Annotated in this window: 15 protein-coding genes and 1 pseudogene; 13 read left to right on the forward strand and 3 right to left on the reverse strand. The window is 31.8% G+C overall.

The window, feature by feature from the left end; all coding sequences use genetic code 11:
- Nucleotides 1-336 precede the first annotated feature (336 nt).
- The 11 genes from SAMSHR1132_RS00360 to norC all read left to right on the forward strand — a co-directional run bounded on the left by SAMSHR1132_RS00360 (nt 337) and on the right by norC (nt 12,276).
- A complete protein-coding gene (locus SAMSHR1132_RS00360; RefSeq protein ID WP_000908961.1) occupies nt 337-933 on the forward strand; it encodes a hypothetical protein in 597 nt (198 codons plus the stop codon).
- Between the two features lie 310 nt (nt 934-1,243).
- The gene (locus SAMSHR1132_RS00365) at nt 1,244-1,726 is read left to right on the forward strand and encodes a hypothetical protein (protein ID WP_000714389.1); all 483 of its coding nucleotides are present in this window, start codon (nt 1,244-1,246) and stop codon (nt 1,724-1,726) included.
- A 203-nt stretch (nt 1,727-1,929) separates the two neighbouring features.
- The gene (locus tag SAMSHR1132_RS00370) at nt 1,930-2,916 is read left to right on the forward strand and encodes a phosphatidylinositol-specific phospholipase C (RefSeq protein WP_000786506.1); all 987 of its coding nucleotides are present in this window, start codon (nt 1,930-1,932) and stop codon (nt 2,914-2,916) included.
- Between the two features lie 220 nt (nt 2,917-3,136).
- A complete protein-coding gene (locus tag SAMSHR1132_RS00375) occupies nt 3,137-3,907 on the forward strand; it encodes a tandem-type lipoprotein (protein ID WP_000977804.1) in 771 nt (256 codons plus the stop codon).
- 62 nt (nt 3,908-3,969) lie between these two features.
- The gene (locus tag SAMSHR1132_RS00380) at nt 3,970-4,740 is read left to right on the forward strand and encodes a tandem-type lipoprotein (protein WP_096001293.1); all 771 of its coding nucleotides are present in this window, start codon (nt 3,970-3,972) and stop codon (nt 4,738-4,740) included.
- A 51-nt stretch (nt 4,741-4,791) separates the two neighbouring features.
- Nucleotides 4,792-5,559, forward strand: a complete 768-nt coding sequence (locus SAMSHR1132_RS00385; RefSeq protein ID WP_000595806.1) for a tandem-type lipoprotein — start codon at nt 4,792-4,794, stop codon at nt 5,557-5,559.
- Between the two features lie 64 nt (nt 5,560-5,623).
- Nucleotides 5,624-6,391: a tandem-type lipoprotein gene (locus tag SAMSHR1132_RS00390; protein WP_000977792.1), complete on the forward strand. Its 768-nt coding sequence runs from the start codon at nt 5,624-5,626 to the stop codon at nt 6,389-6,391.
- A 51-nt stretch (nt 6,392-6,442) separates the two neighbouring features.
- A complete protein-coding gene (locus tag SAMSHR1132_RS00395; protein WP_174221210.1) occupies nt 6,443-7,213 on the forward strand; it encodes a tandem-type lipoprotein in 771 nt (256 codons plus the stop codon).
- 97 nt (nt 7,214-7,310) lie between these two features.
- Nucleotides 7,311-9,548, forward strand: coding sequence for a transcriptional regulator AryK (gene aryK, locus SAMSHR1132_RS00400; protein WP_001188477.1), 2,238 nt, complete (start codon nt 7,311-7,313; stop codon nt 9,546-9,548).
- Between the two features lie 159 nt (nt 9,549-9,707).
- The gene (locus tag SAMSHR1132_RS00405) at nt 9,708-10,886 is read left to right on the forward strand and encodes a M20 family metallopeptidase (protein ID WP_042355841.1); all 1,179 of its coding nucleotides are present in this window, start codon (nt 9,708-9,710) and stop codon (nt 10,884-10,886) included.
- A 1-nt stretch (nt 10,887) separates the two neighbouring features.
- Nucleotides 10,888-12,276: a multidrug efflux MFS transporter NorC gene (gene norC / locus SAMSHR1132_RS00410; RefSeq protein ID WP_001006437.1), complete on the forward strand. Its 1,389-nt coding sequence runs from the start codon at nt 10,888-10,890 to the stop codon at nt 12,274-12,276.
- Between the two features lie 478 nt (nt 12,277-12,754).
- Here norC and SAMSHR1132_RS00415 read toward each other — a convergent pair whose 3' ends face one another.
- The 3 genes and pseudogenes from SAMSHR1132_RS00415 to SAMSHR1132_RS00425 all read right to left on the reverse strand — a co-directional run bounded on the left by SAMSHR1132_RS00415 (nt 12,755) and on the right by SAMSHR1132_RS00425 (nt 17,561).
- Entirely contained in the window at nt 12,755-14,416 is a 1,662-nt protein-coding gene (locus tag SAMSHR1132_RS00415) for a Na/Pi cotransporter family protein (protein WP_001800966.1), read from the reverse strand.
- Nucleotides 14,417-14,739: 323 nt separating this feature from the next.
- Nucleotides 14,740-16,515: pseudogene (locus tag SAMSHR1132_RS00420) on the reverse strand (oleate hydratase).
- Between the two features lie 173 nt (nt 16,516-16,688).
- Nucleotides 16,689-17,561: a DMT family transporter gene (locus SAMSHR1132_RS00425; protein ID WP_001038109.1), complete on the reverse strand. Its 873-nt coding sequence runs from the start codon at nt 17,559-17,561 to the stop codon at nt 16,689-16,691.
- 112 nt (nt 17,562-17,673) lie between these two features.
- Between SAMSHR1132_RS00425 and SAMSHR1132_RS00430 the strand changes: the two genes are divergently transcribed.
- Together SAMSHR1132_RS00430 and SAMSHR1132_RS00435 are read left to right on the forward strand one after the other, a co-directional pair.
- Entirely contained in the window at nt 17,674-19,071 is a 1,398-nt protein-coding gene (locus SAMSHR1132_RS00430; RefSeq protein WP_001151812.1) for an aminotransferase-like domain-containing protein, read from the forward strand.
- A 190-nt stretch (nt 19,072-19,261) separates the two neighbouring features.
- On the forward strand, nt 19,262-19,735 hold the full coding sequence (locus SAMSHR1132_RS00435; RefSeq protein WP_000036336.1) for a DUF1648 domain-containing protein: 474 nt from the start codon (nt 19,262-19,264) through the stop codon (nt 19,733-19,735).
- The last annotated feature ends 19 nt before the right edge of the window (nt 19,736-19,754 follow it).

A 19,754-nucleotide genomic window follows, 5' to 3' on the forward strand; every position in this document is an offset into this window, starting at 1 on the left:
TAATTATGAATGACGTCATCTATAACATTTATTTATCTTATAAAATAGTACAATTACAAAGCACTACAACGGCGACTGGACTCACCTTAAATCATAACGACAACTGCTAAATATTGATTGCAAAACACATCATAAATTGTCATGCTCAACTATTTTGAAAAGCATCATTTCCATATTATCAAATTATTGAGTATCTTAATTTATTGTTATACACAAACAGTATTTTTGTTATCATAGAGTTAATATATATAATAAATTGAATAAGTAACTTTATGAAATTAGAATGATTCAATTCAATCACAATTGTTTGAAAATATAGATGAGCAGGTGAATGATATGTTAATTAGTCTCGTAGTCCCCGTTTTTGCTTTGTTAGTTATTGGTGGTATTATTTGGGCGCTTATAGAAGGTATAGTACATATTTCAAAAAAGAATAAAGCAATTGATAACTTTTTTAACCAAGTTAATAAAGTAAGTGAGACATATAAATTCGCTACTACTTTTTTATTTCTAATCTTGGCTACGGCTGGTATTTCTCAATTTTATCTATATTATATAGTATCAGCGTTTCTTTTTTGGCTTGTCATACTTACCTTTGGTATTGCAGGTATCATTTTTTTAATGCCTTATGGATTATGTTTTCTTCCGTTTTATACGCAAAAAAAGAAAAAACAGACATTTAAAAAATACATGGTTTACACAACGATTGGTTTGTCAATTTGTCTAGGCTTATCTCTAGTTTTGGTTCACACTACGAAAATTTATATGGACGAAGGTGGCGTAAGATACTATTACGGTAGTTTTGTAATGAAACAAGCGGGTGGTTATGCTTATTTAGCTTTAGCAGTACTTTCAACGTTGTTAATTGTTGCAAAAAAAGTTACAAATAAAAATAAAGAAGCCGAAACAGTCGACAATACAATTGAAGGATAATTATGAGAGTGCTCATTCAGGAGTGCTCTTTTTTATGCGTTTATTAAGCAAAAAATAAAGAAGTTTAAGGCGCATTTAAATAGCTACTGAAGTCATTTGAGTAATATAGTTACAGTAAAAAGTTATACATAATATCTTCATCAGCGAAAGACCTATAAAATATAGAGCTTTGATTTAAGTAAGTAAAATTTTAATTCATGTGATATTTATGAATGTTTAGATTGAAGATGATATATACTATTAATAATGGTATTACTTGATACTTAATTACTGAGCAATTTATACATTTTAAAAGGAGTAAAATTGAATAATGAAAAAATTTAACAACTGGATATTAAATGCAATAAGTGGATCTCAAACAGACAAGAATGGAACAACTGAAGAATTAAAAGGGGCAAAATTTATCATTTTATATGCATATTCAATGCTCGTTTTGCTTGCGTTAGTAATTTCTAACATATTCATTCACATTTTGGAGCCTAAACTATCAATCACTACTCAAATCATCATCGTTTTGATTTTAATTGAATCATTAATTGGACTACGTTTCTTGAAAATGTACGATGTTAGGCGTGGCAAAGATAAAGAAAATAAGAAAAATAGTAAGGATTTCGTTAAACTAAAATCGATTTTAGTAGCAATTTTATTTACATCATTGGCGCTGACAGCAGGCACTGTAGCTGATATATACGGTATCACTGACTTAGGAAATACTAGAAGTGATTTAATCGTTTGGAGCATAGGTGGTATTATATTTGGCCTCGTATGTTACACAATGGAAGATAAAAAATAAAAGATAAGGAGCTGGCGATTATAAAGCTAGCTCCTTTTTTAACTCATATGTAAAGAACTATCACAAGGTTTTGATTCATACGTTATTAATTTCTATAATAAACTCACTTAAACATCAATTAAATAGTTTTTAAAATTTTATAAATATTTTTATTTTAAAAAGGTGTATAATTTATATATAAAATATAGAAAGAAGTTGATGTTATGAAAAATTGTATTAAGACTTTGTTTTTAAGTATCATTTTGATAGTGGCGAGTAGTTTATGCCATTCTGCACAAGCGTCAGATTCGTTGAGTAAAAGTCCGGAAAATTGGATGAGTAAACTTGATGATAGCAAACATTTAACTGAGATTAATATACCGGGTTCACATGATAGTGGTTCATTCACTTTAAAGGATCCAGTAAAATCAGTTTGGGCAAAGACTCAAGATAAAGATTATCTTACGCAAATGAAATCTGGGATTAGATTTTTTGATATTAGAGGTAGAGCAAGTGCTAATAATATCATTTCAGTACATCATGGCATGGTTTATTTGCATCATGAATTAGGAAAATTTCTTGATGATGCTAAATATTATTTGAGTGCCTATCCAAACGAAACAATTGTGATGTCTATGAAAAAGGACTATGGTAGCGATTCTAAAGTTACAAAGACATTTGAAGAGATTTTTAGAGAGTATTATTTTAATAATCCGCAATATCAGAATCTTTTTTACACAGGAAATAGCGCGAATCCTACTTTAAAAGAGACGAAAGGTAAAATTGTCCTATTCAATAGAATGGGTGGCACATACATAAATAGTGGTTATGGTGCTGACACGTCAGGCATTCAATGGGCAGATAACGCGACATTTGAAACGAAAATTAATAATGGCAGCTTAAATTTACAAGTACAAGATGAGTACAAAGATTACTATGATAAAAAAGTTGAAGCTGTTAAAAATTTATTGGCTAAAGCTAAAACGGATAGTAACAAAGACAATGTATATGTGAATTTCTTGCGTGTGGCGTCTGGAGGTAGTGCATTTAATAGTACTTACAATTATGCGTCACATATAAATCCTGAAATTGCAAAAACGATTAAAGCAAACGGGAAAGCTAGAACGGGTTGGTTAATTGTTGACTATGCAGGATATCCGTGGCCTGGATATGATGATATCGTAAGCGAAATTATAGATAGTAATAAATAAGAACTCAATCATGACATTAAGACGAGTATGAAAATAGTTAGATTCTAATTATTTTCACTACTCGTTTTTATTTTAAAAATAAGTAATAATTCAACAATATTATAAATTCAACAGATTGTTTGTGAATTTTTTGATAATATTAAAGTGAAAAAGTGTTATAAATTGATATTAATATGTAATTTATAAAAGTAAATCATTTAAAAAAGAAGAGAGTTGTAAGGTGATGAAACGTTTAAATAAATTAGTGTTAGGTATTAGTTTCTTATTTTTAGTCATTAGTATTACTGCTGGTTGCGGTATGGGTAAAGAAGCGGAAGTTAAGAAAAGCTTTGAAAAAACATTGAGTATGTACCCTATTAAAAATCTAGAGGATTTATACGATAAGGAAGGCTATCGTGATGATCAGTTTGATAAAAATGATAAAGGGACGTGGATTGTTAATTCGGAAATGGTTGTTCAACCTAATAATGAAGATATGGTAGCTAAAGGCATGGTTCTATATATGAATAGAAATACAAGAACAACAAATGGTTATTACTATGTCGATGTGACTAAGGACGAGGATGAAGGAAAACCGCATGACAATGAAAAAAGATATCCAGTTAAAATGGTCGACAATAAAATCATTCCAACAAAAGAAATTAAAGATGAAAAAATAAAAAAAGAAATCGAAAACTTTAAGTTCTTTGTTCAATATGGAAACTTTAAAGATTTATCGAAGTACAAAGATGGCGACATTTCATATAATCCAGAGGTACCGAGTTACTCAGCCAAATATCAATTAACTAATGATGACTATAATGTAAAGCAATTACGTAAAAGATATGACATACCAACAAATAAAGCACCGAAGTTGTTGTTGAAAGGTACAGGGAATTTAAAAGGTTCATCAGTTGGATATAAAGACATTGAATTTACGTTTGTAGAGAAAAAAGAAGAAAACATATACTTTAGTGATAGCTTAGGATTTAAACCAAATGGAGGTAAATAATCATGACTCGATCAAAATATGAAATCAATCCAGGAAAGACAATAAAAGAATAGGATTGTGAAATTATGAAACGATTAAATAAATTAGTGTTAGGTATTAGTCTTCTGTTTTTAATCATCAGTATCGTTGCTGGTTGTGGTACAGGTAAAGAAGCGGAAATTAAGAAGAGTTTTGAAAAGACATTGAGTATGTATCCAATTAAAAATCTTGAGGATTTATACGATAAGGAAGGCTATCGTGATGATCAGTTTGATAAAAAGGATAAAGGGACATGGGTTGTTAATTCGGAAATGGCGACTCAAAATAAGGGAGAAGCTTTAAAAATTAAAGGTATGGTCTTGTATATGAATAGAAATACCAAAACAACAAAAGGATATTATTATGTAAATGCAATAAAGAATGATAAAGACGGAAGACCCCAAGAGAATGAAAAAAGGTACCCAGTTAAAATGGTTGATAATAAAGTTATTCCAACAAAAGAAATTAAAGATGAAAACATAAAAATAGAAATCGAAAACTTTAAGTTCTTTGTTCAATATGGAAACTTTAAAGATTTGTCGAAGTACAAAGGTGGAGATGTTTCATATAATCCAGAGGTGCCAAGTTATTCAGCAAAATATCAATTAACTAATGATGAATATAATGTAAAACAATTACGCAAAAGATATGATATACCGACGAATAAAGCTCCAAAGATATTGTTAAAAGGTTCAGGGAATTTAAAAGGTTCATCAGTTGGATATAAAAATATAGAATTTACTTTTGTAGAGGAAAAAGGTAAAAATATATACTTTAGTGATAGCTTAGATTATAAAAAAAGTGAAGAAGTATAATTATGGCTAAACCAGAATATGAAATTGATTCTGAAAAAAGAGAGTGATGAAATGATAAAACGTATAAATAAATTAGTATTAGGCATTAGTTTCTTATTTTTAACAATTTTTATTGGAGGTTGTGGCATAGGTAAAGAAGCGGAAATTAAGAAAAGTTTTGAAAAGACATTGAGTATGTACCCTATTAAAAATCTAGAGGATTTATACGATAAGGAAGGCTATCGTGATGATCAGTTTGATAAAAAGGATAAAGGGACATGGACTATTAGTTCTGAAATGGCAAATCAGAAAAAGGGAGAAGCCTTAAATATAAAAGGAATGGTTTTGAAGATAAATAGAAATACAAGAAGTGCAAAAGGATTTTACTATGTTAATGCAATAAAGAAGGATGAAGATGGCAGACCTAAGGATAATCAAATAGAATATCCTGTTAAAATGATTGACAATAAAATCATTCCAACAAAAGAAATCAAAGATGAAAAAATAAAAAAAGAAATTGAAAACTTTAAGTTTTTCGCGCAGTATGGCAATTTTAAAGATTTGACGAAGTATAAAGATGGAGATATTTCATATAATCCAGAAGCCCCGATTTATTCAGCAAAATATCAACTAACCAATGATGATTATAATGTAAAGCAATTACGTAAAAGATATGATATACCAACGAATAAAGCTCCAAAGTTATTGTTAAAAGGTTCAGGAAATTTAGATGGTTCATCAGTTGGATACAAAAAAATTGAATTTACTTTTGTGGAGAAAAAAGGGGAAAATATATACTTTACAGCTAACCTACATTTTAAACCGAGTAATGATGAATAATCGCGACTAATAAAGAGTATGAAATCGATTCAAGGAAACAAAATAAAAAGAAGAGAGTTGTAAGGTGATGAAACGTTTAAATAAATTAGTGTTAGGTATTAGTTTCTTATTTTTAACAATTTTTATTGGAGGTTGTGGCATAGGTAAAGAAGCGGAAATTAAGAAAAGTTTTGAAAAGACAATGAGTATGTATCCGATTAAAAATCTAGAGGATTTATACGATAAAGAAGGTTATCGTGATGATCAATTTGATAAAAAAGATAAGGGAACATGGATTATCAATTCTCAAATGGCAATTCAAAATAAAGGAGAACCTATGAAATCAAAAGGTATGGTTCTGTATATGAATAGAAATACAAGAACAACAAATGGCTATTATTATGTTAATGTGATTAAGGGCGAGGATAAAGGTAAACATCAAGACAACGAAAAAAGATACCCTGTTAAAATGGTTGACAATAAAATAATCCCTACTAAAGAAATTAATGAGGAAAACATAAAAAAAGAAATCGAAAACTTTAAGTTTTTTGTTCAATATGGAAACTTTAAAGATTTGGAAAATTATAAAGACGGAGACATTTCATATAATCCAGAGGTGCCGAGTTATTCGGCTAAATATCAATTAACTAATGATGATTATAATGTAAAACAATTACGTAAAAGATATGACATACCAACAAATAAAGCGCCGAAGTTGTTGTTGAAAGGTACAGGGAATTTAAAAGGTTCATCAGTTGGATATAAAGACATTGAATTTACGTTTGTAGAGAATAAAAGTGAAAACATTTACTTTAGTGATGGGTTAATTTTTAAACCAAGTGAGGATAAATAATCATGACTCGATCAAAATATGAAATCGATCCCGGTAAAAGAGAGTGATGAAATTATGAAACGATTAAACAAATTAGTGTTAGGTATCAGTTTTTTGATATTAGTCATTAGTATTACTGCTGGTTGTAGCATGGGCAAAGAGGCGGAAATTAAGAAAAGTTTTGAAAAGACATTGAGTATGTATCCGATTAAAAATCTAGAGGATTTATACGATAAAGAAGGCTATCGTGATGATCAGTTTGATAAAAATGATAAAGGCACATGGATTATTAATTCTGAAATGGTTATTCAACCTAAAGGGGAACGTATGAAATCAAAAGGTATGGTTCTATATATGAATAGAAACACTAAGACTACAACCGGGAAGTATATAGTGAGTGAAACACTTCATGATGAAGATGGTAGACCTAAGAGTAAAGATAAAGAATATCCCGTTAAAATGGTTGGCAATAAAATCATTCCTACTAAAGATATCAAAGATGAAAAAATAAAAAAGGAAATCGAAAATTTTAAGTTTTTCGTTCAATATGGCAATTTTAAAGATTTATCGAAGTACAAAGGTGGTGATATATCTTACAATCCAGAGGTGCCGAGTTATTCAGCCAAATATCAATTAACTAATGATGATTATAATGTAAAACAATTACATAAAAGATATGATATACCAACAAAAAAAGCGCCGAAGCTATTGTTGAAAGGTACAGGGAATTTAAAAGGTTCATCAGTTGGATATAAAGACATTGAATTTACTTTTGTAGAGAAAAAAGGTGAAAATATATACTTTACTGATAGTCTACATCTTGAACCGAGCGAGGATAAATAACCTCACTGCCTCCCACACGACTCAATACGAATTTCAAATATGTTGCTATAAAATAATGTAAAATAAACGTATTCATATTACTGAATTGAGGGATAGTATGCAACGTGATTATTTAATTCGAGTAGAAACTGAAAGTATGTCAGATTTCAAAAGGCTCAATGGTTTAATGATTGGTTTTGTTATTAAAGGTGAGGCACATATTTATGATGAAAATAATATGACGCAATGCGCCAGTGGCGACATTTTCATCATTAACCACCGCGACTTGTATCGATTTCAACTTCAACAAGATGGCATCATATGTTATATCCATTTCCAAATGAAATATTTAGCAGACAAGTTTGATGATGCGCATTGTCTATATTTTCACTTAACAGATGCGACCACAACAAAGAATATACATCAACTGAGGAATATAATGGCAAGACTGGTTTCAACACATATTCGACATAATGAGTTGTCTAAATTGACTGAGCAACAACTTGTGATTCAATTACTTATGCATATGATTCATTATGTCCCGCGTACATATCATTCGAACCAAAGTATCTTAAATGATAATAAAGTGAATCAAGTATGCGACTATATTGAACTGCATTTTCATGAAGATTTAAGTCTTACTGAATTGAGCGAATATGTAGGGTGGTCAGAGAGCCATCTGTCTAAAAAGTTTACTGAATCGCTAGGTGTAGGATTCCAGCATTTCTTAAATACGACACGAATTGAGCATGCGAAACTCGATTTGACATACACGGATGAAACGATTACTGATATTGCATTGCAAAATGGCTTTTCAAGTGCAGCGAGCTTTGCGAGAACATTTAAACACTATACGCATCAAACGCCTAAACAATATCGAGGTGATCGCCCACCAATTAAAACAAACCAGCAATCAACACAACATGGCTATCACGACCGTGAATTGATATTACTTTTAAATGACTACATTGAAGAAATGAATCATTTTATTGAAGATATTGAAAAGGTGAACTATAAAGAGATTGCTTTACAACCAACTAATCAACAACTAAATCAATTTAATCATATCATTCAAGTGGGCTATTTGAGGAATTTGCTCAATACACAGTACCAATCACAGTTGCTTACATGTCATCATGATTTTCATGTCAATGAAGTATTAGCCTATGATGTGATGCCATATATCATGCAAAAGCTCAATGCGCCATTCACGTATGATGCAGAAATTTCGAATATATTTTATGATATCGATTTATGTTTAGACTTTTTACTAGATCATAATTTTAGTCTGACTATGCATTTAAATCAGTATGATTCACGTGATTATATCGATGCATTTAAAGTATTTATCCATCATGTTGCTCTGCATGTCAGTCATAGAAAAGATTTGAAGTTCAACTTGTATGTAACGACATTGCATACTTCTTTGATTGAAATGATTGATTATTTTAAAGCATTATTCCCAAATGGTGGCTTGTACGTTCACTTAGATCAAACAGCCCAAAGACATTTACCATTGTTGAAACGACTTGAGCCACACATCGACCATTTTGTATTTGATGCCAATTCAAATGATGCTGTTGATTTTAATAAAATGAATGATGATGAATTTAAAACCGCAAGTCAAATAATCATTAATAAAACGAATTACCTTATCGATTTAATGCATCGTCATAACCTAAAGCGCCCACTCATTTTACTCAATTGGAATACATTGACGGGTGATACATTTATTACAAACGGCGAATATTTTAGAGGTGGAATCATCATTGAGCAATTATTAAAGTTAAGCTCAAAGGTAGAAGGTATAGGGTATTGGTTGAATTATGATTTGCACGTCAGTCATTGTAAAAATGAACGCGATTATATGAATTCAATTGAACTGTTTCATCAATATAATGGAAAACGGCCGGTCTATTTCACGGCATTGTTATTTAATAAATTAACAAGCAATATTTTGTATTCTGATGATACATGTATTGTCACGGGAACTGATTCAAATTTTCAAATATTGTTATATGACGCTAAACATTTCAATCCATACTTAGCATTGGACAATCAAATGAATATGCGTGCGACGGAAATGATTCATTTGAACATAAATGCCCTAGAAGACGGTATGTATAAGATTAAACATTTTACCTTAGATAAAGAAAATGGTGCGTTATTTAATCTTTGGCGAAAACATCATACAATACATGGCATGGACAAGGATTCTATAGATTACGTTAATCGAATGAGTTTTCCAAAATTAGAAGTGTACGATATAGATGTTACAGATACGCTGGCATTAAATATTAAAATGATTACAAATGGAATTCATTTAATTGAAGTAAAACGTTACCCATGTTCATAAAATGATCACAAATCACAAATTACGTTATACATAATTTGTGATTTTTCACATTCAAAGTCAAAATTGCAAAAAATTAATGGTTAACATCTCTGTTGTTGGCAATATAAATAATGATTAATCATTTATGATGTAACTAAGGAGATGAAGGATATGAAGGATATGAATCAACAATTAATTGAAACTTTAAAAGCAAAAGAAGACAAAATGATTGAGATCAGACGTTATTTACATCAGCATCCAGAATTATCTTTTCATGAAGATGAAACGGCGAAATACATCGCTGAATTTTACAAAGGTAAAGATGTGGAAGTAGAAACGAATGTCGGACCGCGTGGGATTAAAGTAACGATTGATTCAGGGAAACCTGGTAAAACATTAGCAATCCGTGCAGACTTTGATGCCTTACCTATTACTGAAGATACAGGCTTATCTTTTGCATCACAAAATAAAGGTGTTATGCATGCTTGCGGTCACGATGCACATACAGCTTACATGCTTGTATTAGCAGAGACACTTGCTGAAATGAAAGATAGTTTTACAGGAAAAGTCGTTGTGATACATCAACCAGCTGAAGAAGTACCACCGGGTGGTGCTAAAGCAATGATTGAAAATGGTGTATTAGACGGTGTTGATCATGTATTAGGTGTACACGTCATGAGCACGATGAAAACAGGTAATGTATATTACAGACCGGGCTATGTTCAAACAGGACGTGCATTCTTCAAATTAAAAGTTCAAGGTAAAGGTGGCCATGGTTCATCACCACATATGGCAAATGATGCCATTGTTGCAGGTAGCTACTTCGTCACAGCGTTACAAACAGTTGTATCTAGACGACTAAGCCCATTTGAAACAGGAGTTGTCACAATCGGTTCATTTGACGGTAAAGGTCAATTCAATGTCATTAAAGATATTGTTGAAATTGAGGGCGATGTACGTGGTTTAACAGATGCTACAAAAGCAACAATTGAAAAAGAAATTAAACGTTTATCAAAAGGATTAGAAGCATTGTATGGTGTAACTTGCACATTAGAATATAACGATGATTATCCTGCATTATATAATGATCCAGAATTCACTGAGTACGTAGCTAACACATTAAAAGAAGCAAATCTTGATTTTGGCATTGAAATGTGTGAACCACAACCACCTTCAGAAGACTTTGCATACTATGCTAAGGAACGACCAAGTGCCTTTATTTATACAGGTGCAGCTGTGGAAGATGGTGAAATTTACCCACATCATCATCCTAAATTTAACATTTCAGAAAAATCATTACTTATTTCGGCAGAAGCTGTAGGGACAGTTGTTTTAGATTACCTTAAAGGAGATAACTAACATGAATGAAACATATCGCGGGGGCAACAAGTTAATTTTAGGTATTGTATTGGGTGTTATTACATTTTGGTTGTTTGCACAATCACTTGTTAATGTTGTACCAAACTTACAACAAAGTTTTGGTGCAGACATGGGGACAATTAGTATTGCGGTCAGTCTAACTGCACTATTTTCAGGTATGTTTGTTGTTGGGGCAGGCGGACTAGCAGATAAAATTGGGCGCGTGAAAATGACGAATATCGGCTTATTATTAAGTATTATTGGTTCAGCCTTAATTATTATTACGAATTTACCGGCATTATTAATTTTAGGTCGTATTATACAAGGTGTATCAGCAGCATGTATAATGCCTTCCACATTAGCTATTATGAAAACATATTATCAAGGGGCAGAGCGTCAACGTGCCTTAAGTTATTGGTCTATCGGTTCTTGGGGCGGTAGTGGTATCTGTTCACTCTTCGGTGGGGCAGTTGCGACAACTATGGGGTGGAGATGGATTTTCATCTTCTCAATTATCGTTGCCATTGTTTCAATGTTACTCATCAAAGGGACACCTGAAACGAAATCAGAAGTTACCAATACACATAAGTTTGACGTTGTTGGATTAATCGTTCTAGTAGTTATGTTACTAAGTTTAAACGTTGTCATTACTAAAGGCGCGGCACTTGGTTATACGTCACTATGGTTCTTTGGTTTAATTGCAGTCGTTGTTGTAGCATTCTTTATGTTCTTAAAAGTTGAGAAAAAAGTAGACAATCCGCTTATTGATTTTAAATTATTTGAAAATAAACCGTATACAGGTGCAACGATTTCTAACTTCTTATTAAATGGTGTCGCAGGTACATTAATTGTAGCGAATACATTTGTACAACAAGGTTTAGGTTATACAGCATTGCAGGCTGGATACTTATCAATTACTTATTTAATCATGGTGTTATTGATGATTCGTGTTGGTGAAAAATTATTACAAAGAATGGGTTCTAAGCGACCAATGTTATTAGGTACATTCATTGTAGTCATTGGTATTGCGCTTATTTCATTAGTATTTTTACCAGGTATCTTTTATGTTATCAGTTGTGTTGTAGGATATTTATGTTTCGGACTAGGTTTAGGTATTTATGCAACACCTTCTACAGATACTGCCATTTCAAATGCACCTTTAGATAAAGTAGGTGTTGCATCAGGTATTTATAAAATGGCTTCATCACTTGGTGGCGCATTCGGTGTCGCAATTAGTGGTGCAGTATATGCTGGTGCAGTTGCTGCTACGAGCATTCATACAGGTGCGATGATTGCACTTTGGGTTAACGTATTAATGGGTATCATTGCATTTATCGCAATCTTATTTGCGATTCCAAATGATGATAAGCGCTTAAAAGACGCGAAATAATAATGTTGACACGCCCAGTATTTTGGTGAATATTTAAATGAAAATAAAGCAAATTAAATGAGGAAATGTATAGAGCAGTTCATATAGATAAATCTATGATTAGATTTGCACTAATATAAGCGAAAATAAAAACCATCCACCCAAACTTTAGATAAGTCAGGTGGGTGGTTTTATTGCGTTGTTCTAAAAATTTGGACACTTATGTGGAACTAAATCTAATATGAAGTTTATAGCAATATGCTTCAATTAGGGCAATACGTAAAAGTGTATATTGAATAATTGGGGGTCAGACTCCGAGAACAGTGTCCGTCATGCTTACCGCATACTAGTAAAATATTGTTATAACAATGATTATAGCCGATTTGAGATAATGAATTTCGCTAAACAAAAAAGCCAATCCATGAATATTGGATTGGCTTTTACATGCATCTGAATCTCTAATTTTATAAAAAATATGAATATAAATAAGACAGTAAAATTAAATTTCAGTTGTTGCAATTTCTTCGTCTGTTGGAACATCATCGTTAAGACCGACAAGTGCTTCAGAAACATTTCGTGAATGATAACCGATACGTTCAAGAACACCAATCATATCGATATATAGTAATCCACCTTTTGTTGTACATTCACCACGGTTAAGACGTTTAATATGGCCTTTACGTAATTTATGTTCAATATTAAATGATTCTCTACTACGTTCTACAATTTCATCTTTTTTCGTTTTGTCATAAACATCTAACATATCGATTGCTTTATCAAATGACTCAGCAACATGGTTGAATAATTTATCCATACCGCGTTGTGCATCTTCTGTAATTCGAATATCTTCATCATGTTGTCGTTTTAATTGAGCGACATACTCTTCTGTTAGCTCTGCTACTTTTAAAATAGAGCGATTGACATCAAACATAACTGCTAAACGCTCAACGTCTGCCTTCGTAATGGCTTTTGTAGAAATTCTAACTAAATAATTACGAATGCTGTCATTAATTGTTTCAACGGCTTGATGCTTTTGTTCGAGCTTCTTGATCAATTTTTTATCGTCTTTTGTAATTTCGCGAATGTCTTCAAACATTGATAAGACAATCTGACCCACATTTTGTAATTCTTTTTGAGTTTCTTGTAATGCAACACCAGGTGCGTGATAAACAAGATCTTTGTTTAAGTGCTGAGGTTTATAGTCATCAGCAATATCTTTTCCTGGGACAAGCTTTGTAACTATCCATGCTAAACCTGCTACAAATGGTAATTGAATCAAAGTATTTGTTATGTTGAAGATACCATGTGATACTGCAATCGTCATCGCTGGTTTTAAGTGCCATACATCTTGTAACAAACTAATCAAATGAATCACAACTGGCAAGAAAATTGTGAAGATAATTACTCCGATTAAGTTAAAGATGACGTGTACAAGCGCCGCACGTTTTGCAGCGATTGAGCCGGCTAAACTAGCTAAGATAGCTGTAATCGTTGTACCAATATTATCTCCTAGTAACACAGGGATTGCTGCATTTAAACTAATTAAATCTTGTTGATAAAATTCTTGCAAAATACCAATCGTCGCACTTGAACTTTGAACTAGTGCTGTTAACCCTGCGCCGACAATGACAGCAAGTATTGGATTTGATGACATATCAAGCATTAATTGCTTAAATCCATCTAATGATGCTAAAGGTTTAACGGCATCACCCATAAATTCTAGACCGAAGAATAGAGAACCGAAACCGAATAGTATACGCCCAATGTTATTGATTTTAGAGCGTTTAAAGAAAAAGATTAAAAATGCACCTAATGCTAAAATTGGCATTGCATATTCGCCTAAATCTATACCAATAATAAATGCAGTTACCGTGGTACCGATATTTGCACCCATTATCACGCCAATGGCCTGTTTTAAAGTCATAAATCCAGCTGTGACAAGTCCGATTGTGATAACTGTCGTGCCTGAACTACTTTGTATTAAAATAGTTACAACGATACCTGCAATAACACCTAATACTGGATTTGATGTAAATTTGTTTAAAATATCTCGTAGTCTGTCTCCTGCTGATGCTTGAAGTCCGTCTCCCATGATTTTTAAGCCGTATAGGAAAATACCTAGACCACCTAAAAAGGAGAAAATGACTTCTGTAACCGACATTTCCATTATTTCACCTCAAATAAGCTTTATATGTCGATTATCGCTTATAATTGTAAATTTAATGTTAAGATTAGGTAAAATTATTTAACAATATATGTTATTTGTATATGACTTGTAAAATATCGCCACTTATTATGTAAATTTTCAGTGTGAAATGGCAAGTTTGCAATCACTTGTTTAATAAAATGATGCAATCAATCATGCAATTATGTTTCATCAAAAAAATCATGTGAGTGGGATAAAGAAATAAAGTTTGTGAACATATCATTTCTATCCCACTCCATGATTTGAAATCACCATATAGACTTATTTAATGTGCCTCGTTATAATAATTTGTGTTCTTTTAATAAAGTCTCAATGTACGTACCTTTTACTTTTTTAAGGAATCCTGCTAATGCGAGTTTTTGCATTTTCGAATCTTTAGTAATCTCGCGTAAATCTTGATGGTCATTCAGTTCGTATACGGCATCCATTAAGACGCGAAGATCAAATGGACTATTGATGACTTCTGGAATGCCACGATCGATATTTAATAATTGATAAACAGCTTCCATTGCAGTACGAACAGAATATTCTGTTGTAAATACAGTGTCACGTTCTGTTTCTGCAAAGTTACCAATAAATGCTAAGTTCTGCGATTGATGTGGGACGACTAAAGGTCTGTCGCCGATAGCACGCGTCATGAAATAAGAGGTAATATATGGCATATAAACAGGAATCGTATTAGATGCATGTTTTGCCAAGTCTTCAATTTTGTCAGTTGGTACACCTAAGTGATACAGCCATTCTTGACATATTTCATTACCACTACATTCTGTGATTGGCTTTTTAATATAATCGCCGTTTACATCTGAATATAAGGCATAAATCCATGTAGATATTTCATTTTCAGGTTGTTCTTTAAATTGTTGCTGACGATTGATTGTAAAACTGATTTGCCATGCAGAATCATTGATTGTAATAATACCGCCAGTAACCGTTTTGCCTGCAAGTGGGTCACGTTTACAAATACTTTCTATAATACCGATAATCTCTTTATTGTTTGTTGTCGATGTTGCTGAAACAAACCAACTTTTTTGAGGAATATTTTGGCAAAACTTATCAGGATTACCAAATTCAGGACTTTGTCGTGCTAAATTTTTCCATAGTGTCCAACTACCACCTAATTCGTCAGTTGGTGGCGCTGGTGTATCATTATCACCATACGTAGAGCTTTCCGTAATACTACCGTTTGTCACAAAGACAAGATCGTTTGCACTAAGTTTAATTGATTCTGCATTACCATTACGGTGAATTAATATTTCTCGGGCAATTTTTTGACTTGTCGTAACATCTACTTTGATGTCTTCAACTTTTACATCGTATTCAAATTGAACGCCATGTGATTTTAAATATTCAACCATAGGTAATACTAAAGATTCATACTGATTATATTTAGTGAATTTTAAAGCTGAAAAGTCTGCGAGACCACCAATATGATGAACGAATCGCATTAGATAGCGACGCATCTCCATAGCAGAGTGCCACGGTTCAAATGCAAACATTGTTTTCCAGTAAATCCAAAAATTTGACTTAAAGAAGTCATTAGAAAATACATCTGTGATTTTGACATCGTCTAAATCTTCTTCATTCATTAAGCATAAGTCTAAAATTTCTTTAATCGCTTTTTTGGTCAAAGTGAAGTCTCCATCTGTGACTAAACGTTGACCCTGTTTCTCAATAACGCGACAGCGAGAATAGTTAGGGTCTTATTTGTTTAGCCAATAGAATTCATCCAATACAGACGCGTTATCGATTTCTAAAGAAGGGATAGATCTGAATAAATCCCACAAACATTCAAAGTGGTTCTCCATTTCACGACCACCTCGGACAACATAGCCTTTTAAAGGCATATTTTCACCATCAAGACTACCGCCTGCTTTAGGTAACTCTTCTAAAATATGAATCTTCGAACCTTCCATCTGACCATCCCTTATTAAAAAACAAGCTGCAGCAAGTGAAGCTAACCCAGACCCGATTAAGTAAGCAGATTTGTTTTCTACATTTTCAGGTTTTTTAGGGCGCGCAAATGCTTCATAATTTCCATAACTGTAATACATATCCACCAAGTCCTTTCGTATTAGAATACACTCAGACTATACCCCTTTGTGAATTGCAAATATTAGTATTTATATTGGTAAATATGACGAAATTAGATCATTTTTATATTTTTTATTTTTAAAATTTTATCACTCGAATGTTTTTGGATTCTGAGGTGCGGGAATTGGAATAATTATGCATTTTGAAAGAAGTTACTTAAACTAACGCCTAGTAGAGTGATAAGTCCACCTATAATAGCAAGGGTTGTTGGTAGCTCGTCTAATAATAGATAAGATAATAATAAAGAAACAATAGGTGTTAAATAAAGAGACATTGTTGCATCAGAGACACCAACTGACTTCACGATATAAGCAAGCAAAATGTATGGAATTATAGTAGGGAATATAGCTAAATAAAGTACCGATACTATTGATGTAAAAGTGGCGCCGTGTATATCGTTGATGATTTCAGGAATAAAAATAAGCATAAATGGTGAGCTTGCCATTATTGTATATAGTGTGAAAGCGATGAAGCCGTATTTTTCTATGTATTTTTTCTGGAAAGTAAAATACAAACTTTCACTAAAAGATGCAAGTAAAATAATAAAAACACCTAATACATTAATAGTTGTGTAATCATCTTTACTTATTGAAATAATGGATATTCCTATAAATGCGACGAGTGAACTTAACCAATTCCATTTTGAAAATTGCTCTTTTAAAAATATATAAGCTAAAGCACTAGAAAAAATAGGTGTTGTAGAGACTAGAATTCCAGATATACCTGCACTAATTAAAGTTTCACCAAAATTTAAAGCTGTGTGATAAATCACAAATCCACAAAATCCTAAAATAAAAATAACAGGGATATCTCTTAGTTCAGGGGTAGGCAATTTCTTTATAATTACGAACGGCAAGAGAATTATTGTTGCTAAAATTAAACGAAATGCCGACAATGATTCTGCACTAAAATCATTTAACGCAATCTTTATCATTGGAAATGCAGATCCCCACAAGATGATAGTAAATAAATATGATAGAAAAGTAGTGTCTCGAAGCTTATTCATTAATATCATCACTCCTTTAATTATGTATTCCTATATTAAAAAATATGATTTAAAATGAGTACAACCAATTTTGAATGGATTTACCTATCCAATTTTAAAAGGGAGGGAGAAGATGGCGAAATATAAAGATATTGCTAGTGACATCAGAGATAAAATAATCGCAGGGGATTGGTTTTATGGAATGAAGATACCTTCACAGAGGCAGTTGGCGATACAGTACAACGTAAATAGAGTAACGATTATTAAAAGTATTGAGTTATTAGAAGCTGAAGGATTTATCTATACTAAAGTGGGGAGTGGAACATATGTTAATGACTATTTGAACGAAGCACATATTACAAATAAGTGGTCTGAAATGATGTTATGGTCTTCTCGACAAAGAAGTCATTATACTGTGCAATTAATTAATAAAATTGAGACAGATGATTCGTATATACATATAAGTAAAGGTGAATTGGGTATATCGTTAATGCCTCATATTCAATTAAAAAAAGCCATGTCTAATACAGCAAGTCATATTGAAGACTTATCATTTGGTTATAATAATGGCTATGGTTATATCAAGCTGAGAGATATCATCGCTGAACGATTGTCAAAGCAAGGTATAAATGTAGGTAGAGAAAATGTAATGATTACTTCAGGAGCTTTACATGCCATTCAACTTTTATCTATTGGATTTTTAGGTCAAGATACCATAATAATTTCAAATACACCATCATATATTCACTCTACAAATGTTTTTGAGCAATTGAATTTTAGACATATTGATGTTCCTTATAATCAAATTAATGAAATTAATACCATTATTGATAGATTTATTAATTTTAAAAATAAAGCGATTTATATAGAGCCTAGGTTTAATAACCCGACAGGTCGTTCTTTAACGAATGAGCAAAAGCAAAATATAATTACTTATAGCGAAAGACATAATATTCCTATCATTGAAGATGATATCTTTAGAGATATTTTCTTTAGCGATCCAACTCCTTCTATCAAAACTTATGATAAATTGGGAAAAGTTATACATATAAGCAGTTTTTCAAAAACGATTGCACCAGCAATAAGAATAGGTTGGATTGTTGCTTCTGAAAAAATAATAGAGCAATTGGCAGATGTAAGAATGCAAATTGACTATGGATCCAGTATTTTGTCACAAATGGTTGTATATGAGATGTTGAAAAATAAGTCTTATGATAAACACTTAGTAAAGTTAAGGTATGTTTTAAAAGATAAACGAGACTTTATGTTAAACATCCTCAATAATTTATTTAAGGATATAGCACATTGGGAAGTTCCAAGTGGAGGTTATTTTGTATGGTTAGTCTTTAAAATAGATATAGATATTAAATGTTTATTCTACGAATTGTTAAGTAAAGAAAAAATATTAATCAATCCGGGTTACATTTATGGTAGTAAAGAAAAGAGTATAAGGCTATCTTTTGCCTTTGAATCAAATGAAAATATTAAGCATGCACTCTATAAAATTTATACATATGTGAAAAATATTTAATTAAAACAATAATTCGAATCATTACTGTGGCATGTTAAACAGGTAAATATAAGCTATGCACATTTAACAAGCGAATATTCCTGACGCAACTATAGTATCATTACATATTGTTTAATCGTTTGGGGTAATGTAATTAAAAGGTAAAATAGGCAGAGTGTTATACATAAAATGTAAAGAAAGAGGCGATAGAATGTCTAAAATCAGGTCTTTTACAATATTAAGTTTACTAATTTACTTAGTTATGATGTGCTATACAGTAATGAACTATTCGAAATTACCATCGAAAGTGCCTATTCACTATAATTTAGCAGGGAACGCAGATGATTTAGCTGATAAATGGGTGTTGCTATTGATTAATGCTGCATTTATAGTGATATGGCTTATATTTTTCATCGCAGGTAGATACTATGAACGATTTGCTAAATGGTCACATTATAATCACACACCACGTGAAATACAGACGATTAAGTTATTTTTAAGTACATTAAACTTGGAAATTATGAGTTATATTTCTATTTTCATGATTTTAGAAATTTGGCAAATACAACACAATCATCAATTGGGTTTATTATGGTTTAACATGATATTTATCATTATCATTGGATTGACACTTGTCGTATTTTGTTTACTCCCTACCATTCATAAAATGAGAGATTCTCAATAAAAATATACGCTGTCATGAT

The sequence above is a fragment of the Staphylococcus argenteus genome, from assembly GCF_000236925.1.
GTDB lineage: Bacteria > Bacillota > Bacilli > Staphylococcales > Staphylococcaceae > Staphylococcus > Staphylococcus argenteus.